The sequence below is a fragment of the Mesorhizobium sp. USDA 4775 genome (assembly GCF_054062655.1).
Genome location: NZ_JBSSFM010000001.1, coordinates 2,154,193 through 2,174,019 on the forward strand (window position 1 = coordinate 2,154,193; position 19,827 = coordinate 2,174,019).

The window sequence follows — 19,827 nt, forward strand, 5'->3', positions numbered from 1 at the left end:
GCGTCGCGAAAGTTGGCTGCTTCCGAGGGGTATGACAGATGGCAGCAAGCGTGGAACGATTGTTCACCGCGGCCAGCACGATTGAAGAGGCATTGGCCGCACGCCGGCAAGGCGCGACGGTGCTTGCCGGCGGCACCTGGATGATGCGTGACCCGCGGCGCGGGGTCGACCTTCCCGAGGCGGTGGTCGCACTCCACCGAATACCGGCCTTGTCCAAGGTAGAAATCGAGCCCGACCATATCGTGATCGGCGCGGCTGTTACCCACACGGTGCTTGGCCGCGCGCTGCGTGCGGTAGCGGGCTTCGAAGGTCTGGTTGCCGCGGCCGAGGGTGCGGCCAATCCCGGCATCCGAAGGGTCGCCACCGTGGGCGGCAACCTCTGTGCCCTCGGCTTTGCCGCCGCCGATCTCGCCCCTGCGCTTCTCGCCTGTGAGGCGACGGTGGAGTTGCAGACGTTCGAAGGCTCAAGACTCCTCGGTATTTCGGATTTCCTCAAAGACAGGCCTGCGCTGCTGACCGAAGCGATGGTGACGAGAATTCATCTGCGCCGCGACCTGATCGCAAGTGCTCACATCCGCCTGCCGCTCCGGCAAGCCGGCGACTATCCGGTCGCTATCGTCTCCTTCGCGGTGGACAAAGACAAATGTCGCATCGCCGTCGGCTCGGTGGAGCCGGTAGCGCGGCGCTGGACGGCGCTCGAACAGGCGATGGCGGCTGGCCCGGCGCCCGCGCTCGATCCGAAGCGCGCCGCCGAGCTTGCACTGGAACACAATGATTTTCAGGGCCGCGACGGCAAGGAAGCGGAGGGTTGGTACCGGCGCCAGGTTCTTCCGACACTGGTCAGGCGCGCTGTTGCCGCACTTCTCAAGACCGAGGGCCTGGCATGGTTGTGACATTCCAGCTGAATGGCGAGGACTGCCGCTTTGATGGAGATCCGATGACGCCGCTCGTCGACATCCTGAGACAGGAACGGTTCCTGACGGGGACCAAGGCTGTGTGCCGCGAAGGCTTTTGCGGCGCGTGCACGGTGCATGTCGACGACGAAGCGGTGCCGTCCTGCTTGAAGCCGGTTGGACTCGTCCAGGGATGCGCGGTGACGACCATCGAGGGATTGAGTTCGGGAAACCAGGTGCTGCACCCGCTCCAGGCCAATTTCGAGGCGGCCGATGCCGTGCAATGCGGCATGTGTTTCCCGGGAATGGTCATGAGCCTTTCGGCGTTCGTGCGTGACAATCCGCATGCGAGCCGCCCCGAAATCAAGGCCGCGATGGTCGGCAACATATGCCGCTGCACGGGATATGAGCGGATCGTCGACGCCGTGGCCGACTGCCTCGACCAGGCGCGAAAGGCAGGCCAGTTGGTGGGAGGCATCCATGTCTGAGCTGGCGGCCACGGTGATGAATCTTCCGCGCCGCGATGCACAGGACAAGCTGCGAGGGCGGACGAAATACACCAACGACCGGACTCGCCCCGACATGTTGCATGCCGTGCTGCTGCGGTCGACCGTTCCCGCGGGGCGTATCCGCAAGCTCGACGTTTCGGCGGCACTTCGCTGTCCTGGCGTGCGCGCGGTGGCGACCGGCGCCGATGCGCCAGGGCTCTACGGCATCGGCATTGCCGACCATCCGCTCCTGGCCATCGACACGATCCGCTATCACGGCGAGCCAATCGCCGTCATCGCCGCCGAGACGGAGAAGCAGGCGCGGGCGGCACTTGCCGCCATCGTGCTGGAGGTCGAACCGCTGGCACCGGTGTTTACCATGGCCGAGGCGCTCCAGCCCGCCGCCCGTCTCGTCCACGAGGGCTGGCGCGGCTATGAGGTGATCACGGAAGGCGGTGCACGTTCAGGCAACATCGCATGGGAGGCAAAATCCAGTCGCGGCGACGTCGACGCTGCCTTCGCCCGTCCCGATATACGCATTGTCGAAAGCAGTTTCACCGTCGGCCGGCAGAGCCATGTGCCCTTCGAGCCGCGTGTTGCCATTGGCTCCTGGGAGGACGGCCGTGCTCACATCCAGACCTCGACACAGGTGCCTTGGACAGTGCGCAACGTCACCGGAAGGGTCATGCAGCTTCCGCCCGGGCGTGTGCGGGTCACCGTACCGCCTGTCGGTGGCGGATTCGGCCTGAAATTCGATGCGTCCATCGAGCCGATCACGGCACTTCTGGCGCGGATGACCGGGCGCACCGTGGTGCTGGAAAATACCCGGCAGGAAGAGATGGCAACCTGCCTCTGCCGTGAGAATGCGGAAATCCGCATTCGGTCCGCTGTCACCGCCGAAGGATACATCGCCGGGCGCGAGGCGGTCGTGCTGATGGACTGCGGTGCGTATGGAGGCGAGCAGGTTTTCTTGACGACGATGACGGCGCACACGCTGGGCGGCAATTACAGGGTTGGCGCAACGCGGCTCGTCAGCCGCGCCGTATACACCAACACACCACCCAACGGCGCGTTCCGAGCCTGCAACGGCGTCTACAACACCTTCGCGTTGGAGCGACATACCGACGAAATCTGCGAGGCGCTGGGCTTCGACCCGATGGCGTTTCGGAAGAAGAATGTCCTGGGAGATGGCGATCTCGGTGCCACCGGCCAGGTTTTCGAGGCCGACGTGCTGGGTCCGATGCTCGATCGCATGGAGACGTTGCGCGCCAGCACCGGCACATCGCAAGCCAAGGCCGACGGCAGGCTCTATGGAATTGCGACCACGGTCGGCACATGGTTCGTTTTCGTCGGACCCTCGGCGGCGACGGTGAATTTGAACGCCGACGGCAGCGCAACGCTGGTCACGTCGGGTGTGGAGATCGGATCGGGCACGATGGTGCAATCCTTGCCACAGATCGTGGCTGGGCAGCTTGGCCTCGCTCCCGACCAGGTGATCGTGCGCGAAGCCGATACGGATGCCGCCGGTCTCGATGTCGGCGTTGGCGGGGGACGAACCACTGTATCCATCGGCGCGGCCAGCGTGGCCGCCTGCGCGGAAGTGCGTGAGAAGTTGCTGCGGACCGCCGGCGAGATGCTCCAGACCCGACCGGAAGACTTGGTGCTGCGCGAGGGGCGTGTGGAGATCACGGGACGTCCTGGTTCCGGAATGTCGATCCCCGCTATCGTCGCCCATGCGCAGGCCACCACCGGCCCGATCACAGGAAGCGGAGCCTTTACCGCCAGGAACGCCCCGGCAATGTCCGGCTGCGCCATGGGGCATTTCATCGACGCTCTCGACATCCCCGTCTTCGTTGTTCACGAGGCCGAGGTGGCGGTTGATGCGGACACCGGTCATGTCGAGGTGCTCGCCTATCGCGTGGTGCAGGATGTCGGCCGCGCGCTCAACCCGCGCGCCATCCTGGGCCAGATACAAGGCGGCGTGGTGCAGGGGCTGGGTTATGCGTTGCATGAGGAGGTGACGATCACCGCCGACGGACGCATCGCGCAGGACGATTTCGAGACCTATCGCCTGCCGCTGGCACAGGACGTGATTGCGGTCGCCGCCGACCTCTACGAGGGCGCACCGTCGATGGGCCCGCTCGGCACCAAGGGCGCCGGCGAGGTGCCAATCCTGGCCGTTGGCGCGGCGATCGGCTGCGCAGTGGCACGTGCCATCGGCAAGCCGGTGCGGCAGCTGCCACTGACGCCTCCGCGCGTGCTTCGACTGCTGCACGAGCGCGAACCGCCGCCGGATTTCCCGCACATCGCCCCCGGCTGGGCGTCGAACACCCTGGGCTGAGGCAAGCAAACCATGGTCACCCTGAACTGCGACATGGGGGAAAGCTACGGCAACTGGCGTTTCGGCGACGATGCCGGCATCATGCCTCATATCGATTGCGCCAATATCGCCTGCGGCTTCCACGCCTCCGATCCGTGGACGATGCTGAAGACCGTGCGGCTAGCGCTCTCGCACGGCAAGCAGGTCGGCGCGCATCCTTCCCTTCCCGATCGGGAGGGGTTCGGTCGGCGGGAAATGAAACTTCAGCCAGAGGAACTGACAGCCGCCTTTCTCTATCAGATCGGTGCTCTGAAAGGGATACTGGCCGCCGAGGGCGGGCGGCTCAGCCACGTCAAGCCGCACGGCATTATCTACGGCATGGCCGCGCGCGACATGGACACCGCCCGGGCAATCGCCGCGGCGGTCAAGCCGTTCGGCGTCCCGCTCTTCGGCATGGCGGGAACCTGTCACGAGACGGCGGCAGTTGAGCTTGACGTTGCCTTCGTGGGCGAGTTCTTTCCCGATCTTACCTACGCTCCCGGCGGCAGCCTGATCATCCCGCGCGTACAGTCGGCTATCGACCTGACACTTGCCGAGCACCGCATGATGGGGGCGCTTACCCGACGCGAACTCGTCGCGGTAGACGGTACGGTCCGCCCGGTCGACTTCGACACCGTCTGCATCCACTCCGATCCGCCGAATGCGCGCGACGTCGCCGCGCTGATGCGGCGGATCATCGACACGCATTCCAAAAGCCTGCCATGATTCATTCTTCCGTATCGTGAAGGCTCCGCGCATGGGATCGAAAACTATCTCGAACTCACAACCCCGAACCACTTCCCCAAGCCGCTGAGGACTTCCATGGACGCGCTTTCCAACTCTCTCGCCGCCGCCGACATCGGCGCCACCATGCATCCCTACACCAACCTGCGTCAGCACGAAAAAACCGGGCCGCTGATCATCAGCCGCGGCGACGGCATCCGTGTGTATGACGAGCGCGGCAAGGAATATATCGAAGGGCTCGCCGGGCTATGGTCGGTGGCCGTCGGCTTTTCGGAAAAGCGGTTGGCCGACGCCGCCTATCAGCAGATGCTGAAGCTGCCCTACTATCACACCTTCTCCTCCAAGGCGCATGAGCCGTCCATCCGGCTCGCGGAGAAACTCGTGGAGATGACGCCGCAAAACCTGACGCGTGTCTTCTTCACGTCGTCGGGCTCGGAAGCCAACGACACCATCGTCAAGATGGTGTGGTTCATGAACAATGCGCTCGGCCGACCCAAGAAGAAGAAATTCCTGGCGCGGACCAAGGGTTATCACGGCATCACAGTCGCCTCCGGCAGCCTGACGGGCCTGCCGATCAACCATCGCGACTTCGACCTGCCGGCGATTCCCGTTCGTCACCTGACCTGCCCGCACTTCTATCGTTTCGGCATGGAAGGCGAAGACGAAGCCGCCTTCACGGCGCGCCTGCTCGCCGAACTGGAGGCGGTGATCGCGGAAGAAGGGGCTGATACGATCGCGGCCTTCATAGGGGAGCCGCTTATGGCAGCTGGCGGCGTTCTGCCCCCGCCGGTCGGGTATTGGGAAGGCGTGGAGAAAATCTGCCGGGCAAATGATATTATTCTGATAGCAGATGAGGTGATCTGTGGTTTCGGGCGGCTCGGCACGCCCTTTGGCTGCCAGAAATTCAGCTTCACGCCTGATATCATGACGGTCTCCAAGCAGATCACCTCCTCTTACATGCCGCTTGCCGCCGTCATTTTCTCTGAAGCGATCTATCAGGCGATTGCCGACAACACCGTGACGATCGGTAATTTCGGCCATGGCTTCACGGCGTCGGGCCACCCGGTCGCGACAGCCGTTGCGCTGGAAAATCTCGCCATCATCGAGGAGCGCGATTTGATGGGCAATGCGGCCCGCATGGAAGCGCTCTTCCAGGCGGGCATTCGCTCGTTTGCCGATCATCCCCTTGTCGGGGAGGCTCGCGGCACCGGCCTGATCGGGGCGGTCGAGCTGGTTGCTGACAAGGCGACCAAGCGGCCTTTCGCAAAGGTAGGACGCGCGGGCGCGATAGCGTCGGTGATCGGTCACGAAGAAGGTCTCATCTTCCGCAATATCGGCGACCAGCTTGCGCTTTGCCCGCCGATGATCGTGACGGGAGAGGACATCGCCGAAATCATGACCCGCATGTCGAGATCGCTGGACCGGCTGGTCGGCGCGGTGGCGAAGGAAGGGCTGGAATGATCGGCGATGCGGACCAGACCGGCATGACCGGAGGCGATCTTTCGTTGCAGCGATCCGCGCTTCTAGGCCGGTTCATGGCGGCGTGGAACGCCCATGACCTCGACGGCTTGATGGCCTGCATGGCGGAGGATTGCGCCTTCCATGCTTCGGCTGGACCCGACCCCAACGGTCGCCGTCACACTGGGCGGGAGGCCGTGCGGGCAGCCTATGCCGCTATCTTCTCAACCTTTTCGGACGCTGCCTGGTCAAATGACAACCATGTGGTCAGCGGAGATACCGGACTGTCTTCGTGGCGCTTCACGGGAACAACGGCCGCGGGAGACAAGATCGAGGTCGATGGCTGCGACATCTTCGTTTTTTCAGGCGCGCGAATTGCGCTCAAGGATTCCTATCGCAAGGCCCGGACATAAAAGTTCGCATGTCATGGACTGATAGGTTGAACCCGGCCCACATCGTGCGGGCCGGGTTCTTTGCTTGGGAAGGACGGCCGGACCAAGCCGGCGCCACGACTACTTCAAGAGCGCGTCAAGCGGGATCGGTTCGGAGATCGTCCAACTGTCGATGATCGCTGGCTTGCCCTTCTCGGTGTCGGCGACCAGGTATTTGGTCTGGTTCTGGTGGTGCAGTTCGGAGGTGAAAGTGCGCGAACCGAAGAGGGTCGGCTCGTTCTTCATTTTTTCGAGTTCCGCGACAACGGCATCGGCATCGATGCTCTTGGCGCGCTCGACGGCCTTTGCCCAGACGTCGATCATGACATAGCCTGGATAGACATACATGGAAGATGGGTCGCCGCCGGTCTTGGCCTTGTAGGCTGCGTTGAACTTGGTGACTTCCGGGTTCGGGTCGTCGCCATAGATGGAACCCTGAACCGGAACGTAGAAGTTGGAAAGGTCAGGTACCGCCGACAGCCAGTAGCTGCCGTCCATGCCGGAGCCGTTGAGGATCATCGAATTGATGCCAGCGGCACGGATTTGTTTTATCGCCGAAACGCCGCCCGGCATCATGGTGCAAAGCATGATCGCATCGGGTTCTTTTGGCAGGGCCTTGATGCGGCTGATCTGGGCAGCGATTGAAGGGTCGTCATTCTTGAAGGTGTCTTGACCCAGAAGTTTGGCGCCCTTGGCCTCCAGCTTCGGCATCATCCAGTCGAAGCCGTCGCAGATGCCCTTGTTGTATTCCGTCCAGCTGTCGAGCAGGCGATAGAAGGTCTTGGCCTCCTTCTTGTTGTATGCCCATTCGGCCATCGTCGCTCCTTGCACGGCCGCCAGCACCGACGCCGAGAAGCTGTGCGGGCCTACGCCCTGGATGCCCGCCTTTACGGATTCAGCACAGAGGAAGAAGGAAACCTTGCCAGCCGCCTCGGCGGCAAGTGCTGCCGGCGAACCGAAGTCGTAGTCGCAGGAAACGACGACGAGGTCAGCGCCCTGGTCGAGAACGGAAAGACCGGCCTTTGCGCCTTCTGCACGGTCGGACTTGGTGTCGGCTTTCACGACTTCAATTTTCTTCCCAAGAAGACCGCCGGCGGCATTGATTTCGTCGATGCGGATCAGCGCGGCATCGGTGGCGGGCTTGTCGTAAGCCTCCATGAAGCCCGATTCCGCCGTGGCGAAACCGACGACGATCTTGCTGTCGTCCGCCAAGGCTGGAAAGGCAGCTGTTGCGGTGAAGAGCATCGTCATTGTCGTTATTTTCAGTTTGTTTATCATAGACTTCTCCTTTCAGGGTTGCGGCGGCTTACAATCCGCCGGTCAGTCACCGCGGTTGCGGGTTAAAGAGATCTCGCGATTGCCGAAGACGCCTGCCGGACGAAGCGCCAGAATGATGATCATGATGATGCCCAGGGCGATCTCCTGAAGGCCTTTCGGTATGGCGAACGCGACGTCGCCAATGGAAACCCCGGCTTCCAGCCAGCGCAGGGTCTGAATGAGGGCCGACAGGAACACGACACCGATCACGCCGCCCGAAAGGCTGCCCATGCCGCCAACGACAAGCATGGCGATCGTGATGAAGGTGAGACCGAGATAGAAGGTGTCCGGGGTCACGACCCCGATGGAGTGAGCCATCAAGGCGCCGCCGAGACCCATTATGGCACCGGAGATCACGAAGGCGACAAGCCGCTCCCGGGGAATATCGATGCCGGAGGCTGCCGCGGCCGTCGGTTCGTCGCGGGCGGCACGCAATGCCAGGCCGGAACGCGATATCGCATGTGCCCAGGCAATGAAGACCGAGAGGATGGCGGCGATCAGATAGGGCCAGATCGAACGGATGATCGGGATCCCGACGACCGACGATGTCCCGCCGGTAACGGTTTCCCAGTTGGAGTAGATGGTGTTGATCATCGCCAGCATGGCGAAGGTTGCGATGGAGGCGGCGATGCCCGACAGCCGCATCAGGATCCGCCCGAAGATCAGCGCCGCCAAACCCGCAAAGATCGCGGCAATGATGGCCGCCTCCCAATAGGGCATCTGGGCTTTTATCAGCCAGCCGGGAAGACCGGAAAAGGCCATCTTCTTCATGATGGGATTGATCGTCAGCCATGCCGCCACATAGGCGCCGAGGCAGGTGAAGCCGATATGGCCGAAGCTCAGCACGCCCGAATTTCCAATAAATACATAAAGGCCGACCACGAGGATGACCCGGAGGAAGACGTCAATGATCACCTGATTGAACGGTCTCGATCCGGTCATCATCGTCAGGAGTGCGATGGCGATCATCAACAGCGACAGCAGGATCGGCGTGATGATGGTACGACGCGCCAGCACGAAGGGCCGGGGGGTTTTGGCGACAATGGCGCCGGTGGTCATTTGCGGCTCGATGGCCGGGGACGCTGCGGACATGGATCAGACCCTTTCCTTTGTGCCACGCGCCGAAATCAGGCCTTGCGGACGGAAGAGCAAAACGAGGATGACCGCTCCGTAGACAAAGGCATCGCGGAAGGGCCGGGCGTCGATAGGAAGCATGACCTGCATGATCACCGACGCGGCACCGAGCAGGAAGCCCGCCAGCACGGCGCCAGCCAGGCTGCCCAAGCCGCCGATAACCGTTGCGATGAACGCCATCAGCATGATCGCCGCCCCCATCTGGATATCGGCGGTGCCGGTCTGCACCCCGAAGATCAAGGCGATGGCACCTGCCAGCGCGCCTGACAGCGCGAAGGCCCCCATGATGACCCGGTTGGCGCGGACGCCGAGCATGCGCGCCATGGAGAAATTCTCCGCCGCCGCCCGCATTTCCAGTCCGAACCGGGTCCGGCGCAGAAAGAGGGTCAGACCTATCAGGATCAACATCGTCGCGATGATGGTGATGAGCTGGAGAAGCGGCAGCCTGGCGCCGAAGATCTCGATGGGCTGGGAGAGTTCTGGGAGGAGATTGATCGACTTCGGCCGGCTCGAGAAAAGCATCAGCAGAAAATAGCGAATGACGAAACCGAGCGCGAAAGAAGCAATCATCATCGTTGCCGGGTTGGCGTTGCGGAACCGCCTGAAGACGACGATTTCGCACAGCACCGACAGCCCGGCTCCGCAGAGCAGCACGAAGGGCACCAGCAGGTACCACGGCAATTGGCCAGCAAAGACGATGGCCATGGCATCCGTCGATGGCCACAGCAGCGCGAAGACGCAGAAGGCGATGACGTCGCCATGCGCGAAGTTCACAAGCCGCATGACGCCGAAGATGAGGGCAATGCCAAGTGCGCCGAGCGCGTAGAGCGAACCAAGCGAGAGTGCGTCAAACAGGATCTGGAGCATCTCAATGGTCCTCGTAACCGAAGTAGGCAGCCTGGATCGCCTCGCCGTTCCCGAGTGTCCGGGCGTCACCATCGAGCACGATCTGCCCGCCACGCATCAGGATCATGCGCCCACCCACCATCATCGCCCGGGCCGAACTCTGCTCTACGATCAGCAGCGTGAGTTGGCGTTGCGCACGCAGCGCGATCAGCCGCTCGTAGACCTGGTCGTTGATGTTGGGGGCGAGGCCCAGCGAAGGCTCGTCGATGGCTATGAGCCGCGGATTGGTCATCAGCGCGCGTCCGATGACCAGCATTTGCTGCTGCCCGCCGGACAGCAATCCCGCCTGCCCGTGCCGCCTCTCTTTCAGCATCGGGAAGGTTGCGTAGACGGCTTCGAGGTCGCCCGCCGTTCGGCTTCGCCAGCCGCGGTCACGAGCGTGCATGCCAGTGCCGACGAGAAGGTTCTCTTCGGTCGTCAGCGAGCCGAAGACATCGCGCCCCTCCGGCACCATGGAGAATCCGAGCCGGGCGATGTTCTCCGGTGCCTGGCCGGTGATCTCATGGCCCGCCAGGTCGATCCGGCCGCCCGCCACCGGCGTCACACCGGCGATCGCACGCAGCAGCGAAGACTTCCCAGCTCCGTTCGGGCCGGTGATGAACAGGATTTCTCCTTCGTCCATGGAGAAGGAGACGTCGCGCACCGCCGTGAGACGGCTATAGCGGATGGTGATATCGGAAAGGGCGAGCAGGCTCATTCCATCACCTCCAGCACGGGCAGGTCGGTGTTCGCGGCCGTGCCCATATAGGCGTGGCGCACCTTCTCGCTATCGCGGATCGCGGCGGGCGGACCCTCCTCGATGATCGCTCCGGAATCGAGCACGACGATATGCTCGCAAAGGCCAAGCACCAGCCCGACATTGTGCTCGATGAGCAGGACACCGCAGCCGAGATCGCCGGCGATGTGTCTTATCAGCGCCGAAAGCTCCTGCGCCTCCGGCGTGCTCATGCCGGCCGCAGGCTCGTCGAGCAGGATGTATGCGGGCCGTCCCATCAGGGCGCGGCCAATGGCGACACGGCGCTCATCCGTATAAGGCAAGGTTCCGGCGATGCGGGGGCCCAGCGCGCCGATGCCGATCCAGTCGAGCATCGCTTCCGCTTCGGCGATGGCTGCGCGCCGGCTCATTCCCAGACCAACGCCGGTTACCTCCAGATTGTCCAGCACCGGCAGGTCGCGGAAGAGCCGCCCACCCTGGAAGGTGCGGGCGATGCCGCGCCGGCGGACCTGATGCGGCTTGAGACCCGAGAGTGCCGCCCCGTCGAGCTTGATGGTGCCTTCCGTCGGAGCCTGGAAGCCCGTCAGCACGTTGACCAGCGTGGTCTTGCCAGCGCCATTGGGGCCGATGAGGCCAACGATGCGCCCAGGCGTAATTTGGAGGTCCACCGATGACAGGGCCTTTAGCCCCGCAAACGACACCGAGACGTTCTCCGCGCTCAGATGACTCATGTCCCTTTCCTTCTTGTTACCGACGGAAAGGCGCGAAGCATCCGGCCTTGCGGCCAGTCACGTTGCTGATGTCTTCCCCTGTCGGTTCCGGCGGTCTCTAGCGGACTGCTCGGATGGCCAAATTCACGCCGTTGCCCGGCGTCGTCTTGTCGTTTCGCGCACCGGATTTTGTCTTCCGCCGCGCGCGGTCGGTTTTGGCCGGCCGATCTCCTCACCTCCGGCTCCTCCGCCGGCATTTCCCGGCTGACGTCAGCCGGCCAGGTACCCTTCGGCACGCGCCAGCGCGGCGCGCTGTTCCGCTCGCGCGGCCAGCGCGTCTTCCAGCGTCACCGCAACGAAGCGCGCCGGGGTGTGCGGCTGAAGCTGGGCGATCAGGTCCATGTCGGCCGAGATCACCACACCCAGCATCATATAGCCGCCACCCGAAACCGCGTCCCGGTGAAGAACGATCGGCTCCGTGCCACTCGGCACCTGGACGGATCCGTAGGGATAGCAGGCGTCGACGATGTTCGAGGGGTCGGAGCCTGCGCCGAAAGGCTGCTCACGCTCAACGAACTCCAGCGGCGTCCCGCCGCGGAAGCGATAGCCGATGCGGTCAGCCTCGGGCGCGACCTTCCAGGTTTCCTCAAAGAACCGATTGCCTGCGGCTTCAGTAATCCGATGCCAGTACATGCCAGGAAGCATTCTGAGTTCCGCCGGACTATTCCACACACGGCGCAGGTTGGCAGGCAGCGAAAGACCGGCTTTGCCGGAGCCTTCACCGATGGGAAGCTCGTCGCCGGCCTTCAGCGTGCGGCCTTGATGGCCGCCGAGTGCGCCCAGAATATAGGTCGAGCGCGAGCCGAGAACCACGGGTACGTCGATGCCGCCGGAGATGGCTAGATAAGCGCGCGCGCCGCCCTTGAGGAAGCCAAAGGACAGCCGGTCACCTGTCTTCACCGGAAAGCTTTCCCAGGTCGGCCGTTCCTCGCCATTAAGTTTGGGTGGCAGCTCTCCCCCCGTGACGGCGATGACTGCCGATTGGGTGAATTCCAGTTCAGGCCCCATGAAGGTGGCTTCGAGCACCGCCGCACCGGGATCGTTGCCGACAAGCAGGTTCGCGATGCGTGTGGCAAAGCGGTCCATGCCGCCGCCTTCGGGGATGCCGACATGATAGTGGCCTGGTCGGCCAAGGTCCTGCACGGAAGTGGAGAGGCCGGGAGAGATTACCTTAGCGGCCATTGATAAGCTCCATCAGCTTTGCATTTGTGCCGTAAATATCGCTGTTGAAGTCGGTCAGGCTGAAGGTGCATTCGCGAATCGTCGGCTGCCACTGATTGGCTTCGATTTCCTCCAGCGTGGCGTCGTACTCATCGCGACCAATGGCCTTGAACTTGACGATGTCGCCTGGCTTGAACAGGCACATATCATCGGCGAGGTAGCGCACCTTCCTGGTAGGGTCGTAGATCGGGGCCGGGGTTATGCCATACATCTGGTAGCCGCCAGCGCCGCGCACCGAATAGATCGCTGCAAAGCAGCCGCCATGGCCAATGGTGAGCTTGGGAGTGTCGGTGCGTGGACGCAAATATTTCGGAGCCTGAATCTGTTTCTTGCGCTCAACCATCTGGTACAGGAAGGGCAGTCCGGCGACGAAGCCGACCATGGACACGAACCAAGGCTGGCCGGAATAGGCCGCGATAAACTCTTCCACCGTGGCGTAGCCGTTGATGCGTGCCGAATATTCAAGATCGGTGGAGGACGGGTCCTGATGGCGCTCGCGGAAGCGCAAGCAGGTTTCACGCGTCCATGGATCCTGGAAAAAAACCGGCAGTTCGATGATCCGGGTCTTCAGCACCGGGGCAGCCTTTGAGGCCGCCTCTTCCATCGACTTCAGTTCGCTGAGCAAATCCTGCGGCCTGACGATGTCGGGGTCGAAGCGGATCTGGAAGCTGGCGTTGGCTGGGCAGATCTCGGTGACGCCCCGGATGCCTGCCGTACGCACCGCGTTAGTCATCGAAAGGCCGGTAAAGAACGAGGTGAGCGACATTTCCTCGGAAACCTCGCCGAAGATATGTTCGTCACCGCCGAAGTTGAATCGTATCGACATCGGTCCTCCTTAGCCCGCCGATGCTGCGGCGTTTTCGATGAGCCAGCCTTCCAGCCAGCGGGTATGCACGTCTCCCGCCCGCACCGCCGGATCGGCGGCCAGCGCAAGAAACAGCGGCTTGGTGGTCTTGAGCCCGCCGATCTTCAACTCGTTAAGCGCGCGGATCAACCGCACTATCGCCGCCTCGCGCGTCTCTGCATGGACGATCAGCTTGGCAAGCAGCGAGTCATAGAAGGGCGGCACCTGATAGCCTTGGTAGAGCATCGAGTCGAAGCGTACGCCCGGACCGCCGGGAACGCGAAGCTCGGCCACCTGCCCGGGGAATGGAGCGAACTCCTTCGCCGGATCTTCGGCATTGAGCCGTACTTCGATCGCATGCCCCTTGACGGAGACATCGCCCTGCCGAATCCGCAGCTTCTCGCCGCCGGCTATGCGAAGCATCTCAGCCACGAGGTCGATGCCGGTAATCGCCTCGGTGACCGGGTGCTCGACCTGAATACGGGTGTTCATCTCGATGAAGTAAAAGCGGTCTGCTTCATCGTCATAAAGATACTCTACCGTACCGGCACCAGAATACTTGACCGCCTTTGCCAAAGCGACCGCGGAAGCGCAGAGCTCCTCGCGCAGCCCGTCGGAAAGTGCGCGCGACGGAGCCTCCTCCCAGACCTTCTGGCGTCGCCGCTGCAGCGAGCATTCCCGCTCGTAGCAGTGGATGGCATCGCTTCCGTCTGCCAGGATCTGCACCTCGACATGGCGGGCCTTGCCGATCACCTTTTCCATGTAGAGACCACCGTCGCCAAAGGCGGCGAGGGCTTCTGCTTCGGCCTGAGGAAAGGCTTGCTCGAATTCGGCGAACGAGTTCGCAATGCGGATGCCCCGCCCGCCACCGCCTGCCGCAGCCTTGATCATCACCGGAAAGCCGGTTTCGGCCAGCACCTCGCGGCCAGCCTCGAGGCCCTCGACCCGTCCAGCCGAGCCTGGCACCACAGGGACACCCGCGGCGGCGGCGGCTGATCGCGCCGAGACCTTGTCGCCCATCATCCGGATCGCATCCCCCGACGGGCCGACGAAAACCAGTCCGGCGCCTGTGACCGCATCTGAAAAGGCGGCATTCTCGGCAAGGAAGCCATAGCCAGGATGAACGCTGTCGCAGCCGGTTTCGCGGGCAGCCGTCAAAATTGCTTCGATGTTGAGATAGGACTTCTTTGCTGCCGGTGGGCCGATGTTGACCGCTTCGTCCGCAAGCTCGACGTGGAGCGCCCCGGCATCCGCGGCCGAATACACCGCCACAGTGGCGATGCCCAGATCTTGTGCGGCCCGGATGATCCTGACCGCGATCTCGCCCCGGTTGGCAACCAGAAGCTTTTTCAGCATCAGTCGAGATCCGCAATAGGCGCGCCAGCCATGATGGGCTCTTCATTGTCGGCAAGGAAGCGGATGTTCTTACCGGCCGTCTCGGCCCTCACTTCGTGGAACGACTTCATCACTTCGATGAGACCGATTACGTCTCCGGCGGAGACCGCGTCGCCATCCGCCTTGTAGGGCGGCTGGTCCGGCGAAGCGCTCCGATAGAAAGTGCCGGGAAGAGGCGATAGAATCTGGGCCATGAAAAGCTCCGGAAAACTGCAGACAGACTGATTTGAAACCGCCTGTGCGGCGGTTTCGGTTGGCTCAATGCCAAGGGGCAATTGCGGCGCGCACCGCCCTGGCTATTTCGATGGCGTTCGGCGTATCGGAATGCACGCAGATGGTTTCGCAGCGCACGGGAAAGAAACTGCCGTCCTGTGCCGTGCCCTCGCCCTCGCTGATGGCGCGCACGCAACGCTCGGCCATCTCCGTGGGGTCCTTGGCGTCATGAACGCGTGTCAGGATCAGCTTGCCGGAGGCATCGTAGTCGAGATCGGCATAGAACTCGGCGACGAATGGGATGCCGCGCTGTTGATAGATCTTCTCGTGCAGGGTGCCCGTCATGCCGAAAAGGGGGACGCCGAAAACCTCTGCCGCGTCGCACACGCCATGGGCAATTGCCTCCTGCTGCATGGCCATGAAGTAGAGGCTGCCATGCGGCTTGATATGGTGGAGTTCCACACCCTCTGCCTTGAGGAAGCCGGCAAGCGCTCCCACCTGGTAAATGATGGCGTTCCTGACCTCGTCGCGGGTCATCCGCATCTCCCGCCGGCCGAAACCCTGAATGTCCGGCAAGCCTGGATGGGCGCCGATCTTTACGCCATTCGCCTTGGCGCCGCGGACGGCTGCGTGCATGTGATCCGGATCGGAAGCGTGAAAACCACAGGCGACATTGGCAACGTCGATGATCGGCATCATGCCCACATCGTCGCCAACCTTGTAAAGGCCAAAGCTTTCGCCCATGTCGCAGTTTAGCGTCACCGCCATCGCATTGTTACCCCTCGAAGCTGCCGTCTTTGCGGCGTTGCAGCATTTTTTGCGCATGCGCGGGCATTTGTGAAATAGTAGTTTATTGATTGTGATATCAAAAAAACAGATAATGGTTCTGGGTCGGAGTGCGCCATGACCATCACCTTGAAACAGCTCGATTATTTCATCGCCACCGCCGAGAGCGGACAGGTCAGTCATGCTGCGGTGGAACTCAACATCTCACAATCGGCGGTCACTGCGGCGATAAAGACGCTGGAGGCTGATCTGGGCGTACGGCTTTTGGAGCGTAACCACGCTGGCGTAAGGTTGACGATGGAGGGCGCGCGGTTTCTTGAACATGCACGTGTCATCACCGGGGCAGTCGCAGCCGCTGTCCGAAGCCCGTTGCGCGACAGGAAGGGTCTGGAGGGTAAGCTGCGGCTGGGCATGACCTACACGGTCGTCGGCTACTACATGTCGCGCCACTACACGCGGTTTCGAAAGACCTACCCCCAGATCGAGGTCGAGGTGCTGGAACTTCCTCGAGACGCTCTCGAAAGCGGCTTGATGAGCGGGGAGATCGACATGGCTGTGATGCTGGTGTCCAACCTGGCGCACACCGAGGAACTGGCGCAGGAGGTCTTGATGCGGTCGAACCGCCGGCTCTGGCTCTCGGCGGATCATCATCTGCTCGCGCGGCAGGAAATCAGCCTCGCCGATGTGGCGGCGGAAGATTATGTCATGCTGACGGTGGACGAGGCACGCACGACGGCAGCCCGTTACTGGGATGCCGCGGGGCTTACGCTCCGCCCAGTGCTTACCACCAGTTCGGTCGAGGCCGTGCGTTCGCTCGTGGCTGCCGGCATGGGAGTCACTGTTCTGTCCGACATGGTCTACCGACCATGGTCGTTGGAGGGGCAGCGCATCGAAGTGCGCCGGCTTGTCGAACCGATCCCCAGTATGGATGTCGGCCTGGCCTGGTCGCGTGATAGACCAATCGGCCCGGCGGCGGCCGCCTTCCGGGCTTTTATGTCCGTGACCATGGGCGGCGGCGGCTAACCGCCAGCCCGTCAGACAGACACTTTACCTCAGGCTCGCTGGGTTGAGCAGCGGGTAGCCCACAAGGCACCTCGCCTGCGCATCCGCAGTTTATACGGCCAGAATGTAGACTGCTCGGCGAGTGGTCGTGCCGGATTCTAGACTCCTTCGTCGATTGGTTCTCGGAAGAAGCCAAGCGCGTCTATGGGGGACTGTCAGGAATTCCGTGTGCGGGCGGGCATAATGGGTAAAAAGGATTCCCACTATGACCCGACGCAAAGAACCTGCGATACCGAATGATCTTCTCGACCAGCTTCTGGCAGGCGGGGCAGCCAGTGCTGCCTTCGAACAGGGCGGCCTGCTGGATACGCTCAAGAAGGCTCTGACCGAGCGCGCGCTGAACGCGGAGATGGACCATCATCTGGCGAGCGGCGAAGACGCTGGCAACACGCGCAACGGTTATGGCCGCAAGACGGTGACGACCGAGACCGGCAAGCTGGAGATCGATGTTCCGCGTGACCGCCAGTCGAGTTTCGATCCGCAACTGATCGCCAAGTACCAGCGCCGTTTTCCCGGCTTTGATGACAAGATCGTGTCGATGTACGCGCGTGGCATGAGCACCCGGGAGATCACCGGGCACCTGCGCGATCTGTACGGCATCGATGTGTCTGCGGACCTGATCTCAACGGTGACGGACGCCGTGCTCGACGAAGTCGCCACCTGGCAGCAAAGGCCGCTCGATCCGATTTACCCGCTGGTCTTCTTCGATGCGATCCGGGTCAAGATCCGCGATGAAGGGATGGTCCGCAACAAGGCCATCCACATCGCACTGGGCGTGCGCGCCGATGGTGCAAAGGAGGTGCTGGGCCTGTGGCTCGAGCAGAATGAAGGCGCCAAGTTCTGGCTGCGGGTGATGAACGAGCTCAAGAACCGCGGCACGGAGGATATCCTTCTGGCCGTCGTCGATGGCCTGAAAGGCTTCCCGGACGCGATCACCGCTGTGTTCCCGGAGGCGATCGTCCAGACGTGCATAGTCCATCTGCTGCGCAACTCGATGGACTTCGTGTCCTGGAAAGATCGCAAGAGCCTCGCCGGCGCACTCAAGGAAATCTACCGCGCCGTCGATGCCGATGCCGCCGAAAAGGCGCTGGCGGCGTTCGAGGCCGGCCCCTGGGGCCTGCGCTATCCCGCCATCGGCCAGAGCTGGCGGCGCGCCTGGGCCGAGGTCATTCCATTCTTCGCGTTCCCTGACGACGTCCGCCGGATCATTTACACGACGAACTCAATAGAGGCGTTGAACTCGAAACTTCGACGGGCTGTCAGGGCCAGGGGCCATTTCCCCAGCGACGACGCGGCGACCAAGCTGCTCTATCTGATCTTGAACCGATCCGAGAAAGAGTGGAAAATGCCGCCACGTGAGTGGACCATGGCCAAGGCCCAATTCGCTGTCATCTTCGGCGAGCGCTTCATCAGGGCAATGGCTGCATAATGTTCAACAGCCCGCCCGCACACGGAATTCCTGACAGTCCCCGTCTATGGCGACGTCATCCGGTCGGCCGGTCGCGACCGGCGTTTCATCGTGTTGAAACAGCCGATCGGCGTCTGCGCCGCCATCACGCCCTGGAACTTCCCGCTGGCGATGATCACCCGCAAGGCGGCGGCGGCACTCGCCGCGGGCTGCACCATGGTCGTCAAACCCTCGGAGGAAACGCCGCTGACGGCGCTCGCAATCGCCGAGCTTGCCCGGCAGGCCGGCATTCCGGCCGGTGTGCTCAACATCGTGCCGTCGAAGGACGCCGCCGGCATCGGGCGGCTGCTCTGCGAGCATCCGGTGATCCGAAAACTCTCCTTCACCGGCTCCACAGCCGTCGGCAAGCTCCTGATGCGGCAGTGCACCGATACGCTGAAGAAGCTGTCGCTGGAACTCGGCGGCAATGCGCCGTTCATCGTCTTCGACGACGCCGATCTCGATCTCGCCGTCGCCGGCGCCATCGCCTCGAAATTCCGCAATTCCGGCCAGACCTGCGTCTGCACCAACCGCATCTATGTGCAGGATGGCATCCACGCTGCCTTCGTGGCAAAGCTGACCGAGCAGGTTGCTGGTCTGAAAGTCGGTGACGGCGCCGCGCCGGAGGTGGTGCAGGGGCCGCTCATCAACGCGAAAGCCGTGGCGAAGGTGGCGGAGCTTGTCGGCGACGCCGTGGATCGCGGCGCGCGCATCGAGACTGGCGGCAAGCCGCATGCGCTCGGCGGCACCTGGTTCGAACCAACCGTGCTGAGCGGAATGCAGGCGCCGATGCGGCTCGCACAGGAAGAAGCCTTCGGTCCGATCGCTCCGGTCTTTCGCTTCAAGGACGAAGCGGACTGGCAGTAGGGACCGGCTGTTGGTGGCGGCCTTTGCGAGCGACAGCGAGAAGGTCGTTCGAGGCGATGCCGATCAGCGCTTTCATCTGGTCGTGAGCGTCGTCGACCCTACGCATGCGGATTGCTTCCAGCACATCGCCATGGGCGCTGAGCGTCTGCTGATAATTGGCCGTGGCCGATGTGGTCAGTCGGAAAGAGAAGCTGAGTGCGGCTGCCAGCATATTGCCGAGATTGGCGAAAACCGGGTTGCGGCTGGCGCGCAGGATAGCGGTATGAAAGCGGACATCGGCATCGAGACAGGCCGCGAGGTCGTCCTCCGGCGCAATGCGCATGGCCTCATAGGCGGCTTCGATCACCGCGAGATCGCCCGCGGTCGCCATCCTGGCCGCAAGCTGGGCGGCAGCCGGCTCGATGACCAGCCGCGCCTCGATCAGGCCGCGGACGAAATCGAGATCAGGCTCGATATCGCGCATCCATTCGAGAACCTGCGCGTCAAGCCTGTTCCATTCGCTCGACGCGCGCACACGCGTGCCAGCCCGCTTGCGCGCCTCGATCAGTCCCTTGGCCGAAAGTGTCAGCAGCGCATCGCGAAGCGCCGTGCGGCTGGCGCCGTATATGACGCACAGTTCAGCTTCCGTCGGCAGGACCACGTGCTGCGCGTAGGTGCCGGCGAGAATGCGCTGTCCGAGATCGCGCGCGATGCGATCCTTCAGGGACAGATTGGCGCCATCCCCGACAGGAAGGTCCTGCTTGCCTTGATCGATTGCAGCGGTCGCCGCGTCCATCG

At 62.8% G+C, this 19,827-nt stretch carries 19 protein-coding genes and 1 pseudogene; 9 read left to right on the plus strand and 11 right to left on the minus strand.

The features are described from left to right. Positions 1 to 38 precede the first annotated feature (38 nt). From ACVILI_RS10370 to ACVILI_RS10395, 6 genes are all read left to right on the plus strand, one after another. On the plus strand, positions 39 to 893 hold the full coding sequence (locus tag ACVILI_RS10370) for an FAD binding domain-containing protein (RefSeq protein WP_038644744.1): 855 nt from the start codon (positions 39 to 41) through the stop codon (positions 891 to 893). Continuing rightward, positions 884 to 1,381 carry a (2Fe-2S)-binding protein gene (locus tag ACVILI_RS10375; protein ID WP_019860208.1) on the plus strand — a complete coding sequence of 166 codons (498 nt, stop codon included), beginning with the start codon at positions 884 to 886 and terminating at the stop codon, positions 1,379 to 1,381. The genes ACVILI_RS10370 and ACVILI_RS10375 overlap by 10 nt, the downstream gene beginning before the upstream one ends. Next, positions 1,374 to 3,722, plus strand: coding sequence for a xanthine dehydrogenase family protein molybdopterin-binding subunit (locus ACVILI_RS10380; RefSeq protein WP_019860207.1), 2,349 nt, complete (start codon positions 1,374 to 1,376; stop codon positions 3,720 to 3,722). Before ACVILI_RS10375 ends, ACVILI_RS10380 begins: the two co-directional genes overlap by 8 nt. Positions 3,723 to 3,734: 12 nt before the next feature. Further along, a complete protein-coding gene (locus ACVILI_RS10385) occupies positions 3,735 to 4,466 on the plus strand; it encodes a LamB/YcsF family protein (protein WP_020628982.1) in 732 nt (243 codons plus the stop codon). Between the two features lie 96 nt (positions 4,467 to 4,562). After that, entirely contained in the window at positions 4,563 to 5,945 is a 1,383-nt protein-coding gene (locus ACVILI_RS10390) for an aspartate aminotransferase family protein (RefSeq protein ID WP_019860204.1), read from the plus strand. After that, positions 5,942 to 6,355 carry a nuclear transport factor 2 family protein gene (locus ACVILI_RS10395; RefSeq protein WP_019860203.1) on the plus strand — a complete coding sequence of 138 codons (414 nt, stop codon included), beginning with the start codon at positions 5,942 to 5,944 and terminating at the stop codon, positions 6,353 to 6,355. Before ACVILI_RS10390 ends, ACVILI_RS10395 begins: the two co-directional genes overlap by 4 nt. 99 nt (positions 6,356 to 6,454) lie before the next feature. On the opposite strand, the gene ACVILI_RS10400 is transcribed toward ACVILI_RS10395, so the two are convergent. From ACVILI_RS10400 to pxpA, 10 genes are all read right to left on the minus strand, one after another. Beyond that, complete coding sequence (locus ACVILI_RS10400; protein WP_038644746.1) at positions 6,455 to 7,651, minus strand: ABC transporter substrate-binding protein; 1,197 nt, start codon at positions 7,649 to 7,651, stop codon at positions 6,455 to 6,457. Positions 7,652 to 7,693: 42 nt separating this feature from the next. Then, positions 7,694 to 8,782, minus strand: coding sequence for a branched-chain amino acid ABC transporter permease (locus ACVILI_RS10405; protein WP_051726724.1), 1,089 nt, complete (start codon positions 8,780 to 8,782; stop codon positions 7,694 to 7,696). A 3-nt stretch (positions 8,783 to 8,785) separates the two neighbouring features. Then, on the minus strand, positions 8,786 to 9,691 hold the full coding sequence (locus ACVILI_RS10410) for a branched-chain amino acid ABC transporter permease (protein WP_019860199.1): 906 nt from the start codon (positions 9,689 to 9,691) through the stop codon (positions 8,786 to 8,788). A gap of 1 nt (position 9,692) precedes the next feature. Further along, the gene (locus tag ACVILI_RS10415; protein WP_019860198.1) at positions 9,693 to 10,427 is read right to left on the minus strand and encodes an ABC transporter ATP-binding protein; all 735 of its coding nucleotides are present in this window, start codon (positions 10,425 to 10,427) and stop codon (positions 9,693 to 9,695) included. Continuing rightward, the gene (locus tag ACVILI_RS10420; RefSeq protein WP_019860197.1) at positions 10,424 to 11,176 is read right to left on the minus strand and encodes an ABC transporter ATP-binding protein; all 753 of its coding nucleotides are present in this window, start codon (positions 11,174 to 11,176) and stop codon (positions 10,424 to 10,426) included. The genes ACVILI_RS10415 and ACVILI_RS10420 overlap by 4 nt, the downstream gene beginning before the upstream one ends. A 249-nt stretch (positions 11,177 to 11,425) precedes the next feature. After that, positions 11,426 to 12,397 (minus strand): 5-oxoprolinase subunit C family protein, encoded by a 972-nt coding sequence (locus ACVILI_RS10425; protein ID WP_020628981.1) that lies wholly within the window; start codon positions 12,395 to 12,397, stop codon positions 11,426 to 11,428. Next, the gene (locus tag ACVILI_RS10430) at positions 12,387 to 13,262 is read right to left on the minus strand and encodes a 5-oxoprolinase subunit B family protein (protein WP_019860195.1); all 876 of its coding nucleotides are present in this window, start codon (positions 13,260 to 13,262) and stop codon (positions 12,387 to 12,389) included. The genes ACVILI_RS10425 and ACVILI_RS10430 overlap by 11 nt, the downstream gene beginning before the upstream one ends. A gap of 9 nt (positions 13,263 to 13,271) precedes the next feature. Continuing rightward, complete coding sequence (locus ACVILI_RS10435; protein ID WP_019860194.1) at positions 13,272 to 14,636, minus strand: acetyl-CoA carboxylase biotin carboxylase subunit; 1,365 nt, start codon at positions 14,634 to 14,636, stop codon at positions 13,272 to 13,274. Next, complete coding sequence (locus ACVILI_RS10440; RefSeq protein WP_019860193.1) at positions 14,636 to 14,869, minus strand: acetyl-CoA carboxylase; 234 nt, start codon at positions 14,867 to 14,869, stop codon at positions 14,636 to 14,638. The genes ACVILI_RS10435 and ACVILI_RS10440 overlap by 1 nt, the downstream gene beginning before the upstream one ends. 64 nt (positions 14,870 to 14,933) lie before the next feature. Beyond that, the gene (gene pxpA, locus ACVILI_RS10445) at positions 14,934 to 15,656 is read right to left on the minus strand and encodes a 5-oxoprolinase subunit PxpA (RefSeq protein WP_019860192.1); all 723 of its coding nucleotides are present in this window, start codon (positions 15,654 to 15,656) and stop codon (positions 14,934 to 14,936) included. A 135-nt stretch (positions 15,657 to 15,791) separates the two neighbouring features. On the opposite strand from pxpA, the gene ACVILI_RS10450 reads away from it, so the two are divergent. The 3 genes and pseudogenes from ACVILI_RS10450 to ACVILI_RS10460 all read left to right on the plus strand — a co-directional run. Beyond that, positions 15,792 to 16,697 (plus strand): LysR family transcriptional regulator, encoded by a 906-nt coding sequence (locus ACVILI_RS10450; protein WP_019860191.1) that lies wholly within the window; start codon positions 15,792 to 15,794, stop codon positions 16,695 to 16,697. 244 nt (positions 16,698 to 16,941) lie between these two features. Beyond that, the gene (locus tag ACVILI_RS10455) at positions 16,942 to 18,165 is read left to right on the plus strand and encodes an IS256 family transposase (protein WP_038649879.1); all 1,224 of its coding nucleotides are present in this window, start codon (positions 16,942 to 16,944) and stop codon (positions 18,163 to 18,165) included. A 42-nt stretch (positions 18,166 to 18,207) separates the two neighbouring features. Continuing rightward, a pseudogene (locus tag ACVILI_RS10460) lies at positions 18,208 to 19,041 on the plus strand (aldehyde dehydrogenase family protein); the annotation flags it as partial. Here the strand turns inward: ACVILI_RS10460 and ACVILI_RS10465 are convergent. Next, complete coding sequence (locus ACVILI_RS10465) at positions 19,025 to 19,825, minus strand: FadR/GntR family transcriptional regulator (RefSeq protein WP_240565087.1); 801 nt, start codon at positions 19,823 to 19,825, stop codon at positions 19,025 to 19,027. The pseudogene ACVILI_RS10460 and the gene ACVILI_RS10465 sit on opposite strands and share 17 nt — an antisense overlap. Between the last annotated feature and the right edge of the window lie 2 nt (positions 19,826 to 19,827).

Coding starts and splice junctions, on each gene's coding strand:
- ACVILI_RS10370 (WP_038644744.1), top strand. CDS start 39: ATGGCAGCAAGCGTGGAACGATTGTTCACCGCGGCCAGCACGATTGAA.
- ACVILI_RS10375 (WP_019860208.1), top strand. CDS start 884: ATGGTTGTGACATTCCAGCTGAATGGCGAGGACTGCCGCTTTGATGGA.
- ACVILI_RS10380 (WP_019860207.1), top strand. CDS start 1,374: ATGTCTGAGCTGGCGGCCACGGTGATGAATCTTCCGCGCCGCGATGCA.
- ACVILI_RS10385 (WP_020628982.1), top strand. CDS start 3,735: ATGGTCACCCTGAACTGCGACATGGGGGAAAGCTACGGCAACTGGCGT.
- ACVILI_RS10390 (WP_019860204.1), top strand. CDS start 4,563: ATGGACGCGCTTTCCAACTCTCTCGCCGCCGCCGACATCGGCGCCACC.
- ACVILI_RS10395 (WP_019860203.1), top strand. CDS start 5,942: ATGATCGGCGATGCGGACCAGACCGGCATGACCGGAGGCGATCTTTCG.
- ACVILI_RS10400 (WP_038644746.1), bottom strand. CDS start 7,651: ATGATAAACAAACTGAAAATAACGACAATGACGATGCTCTTCACCGCA.
- ACVILI_RS10405 (WP_051726724.1), bottom strand. CDS start 8,782: ATGTCCGCAGCGTCCCCGGCCATCGAGCCGCAAATGACCACCGGCGCC.
- ACVILI_RS10410 (WP_019860199.1), bottom strand. CDS start 9,691: ATGCTCCAGATCCTGTTTGACGCACTCTCGCTTGGTTCGCTCTACGCG.
- ACVILI_RS10415 (WP_019860198.1), bottom strand. CDS start 10,427: ATGAGCCTGCTCGCCCTTTCCGATATCACCATCCGCTATAGCCGTCTC.
- ACVILI_RS10420 (WP_019860197.1), bottom strand. CDS start 11,176: ATGAGTCATCTGAGCGCGGAGAACGTCTCGGTGTCGTTTGCGGGGCTA.
- ACVILI_RS10425 (WP_020628981.1), bottom strand. CDS start 12,397: ATGGCCGCTAAGGTAATCTCTCCCGGCCTCTCCACTTCCGTGCAGGAC.
- ACVILI_RS10430 (WP_019860195.1), bottom strand. CDS start 13,262: ATGTCGATACGATTCAACTTCGGCGGTGACGAACATATCTTCGGCGAG.
- ACVILI_RS10435 (WP_019860194.1), bottom strand. CDS start 14,636: ATGCTGAAAAAGCTTCTGGTTGCCAACCGGGGCGAGATCGCGGTCAGG.
- ACVILI_RS10440 (WP_019860193.1), bottom strand. CDS start 14,869: ATGGCCCAGATTCTATCGCCTCTTCCCGGCACTTTCTATCGGAGCGCT.
- pxpA (WP_019860192.1), bottom strand. CDS start 15,656: ATGGCGGTGACGCTAAACTGCGACATGGGCGAAAGCTTTGGCCTTTAC.
- ACVILI_RS10450 (WP_019860191.1), top strand. CDS start 15,792: ATGACCATCACCTTGAAACAGCTCGATTATTTCATCGCCACCGCCGAG.
- ACVILI_RS10455 (WP_038649879.1), top strand. CDS start 16,942: ATGACCCGACGCAAAGAACCTGCGATACCGAATGATCTTCTCGACCAG.
- ACVILI_RS10465 (WP_240565087.1), bottom strand. CDS start 19,825: ATGGACGCGGCGACCGCTGCAATCGATCAAGGCAAGCAGGACCTTCCT.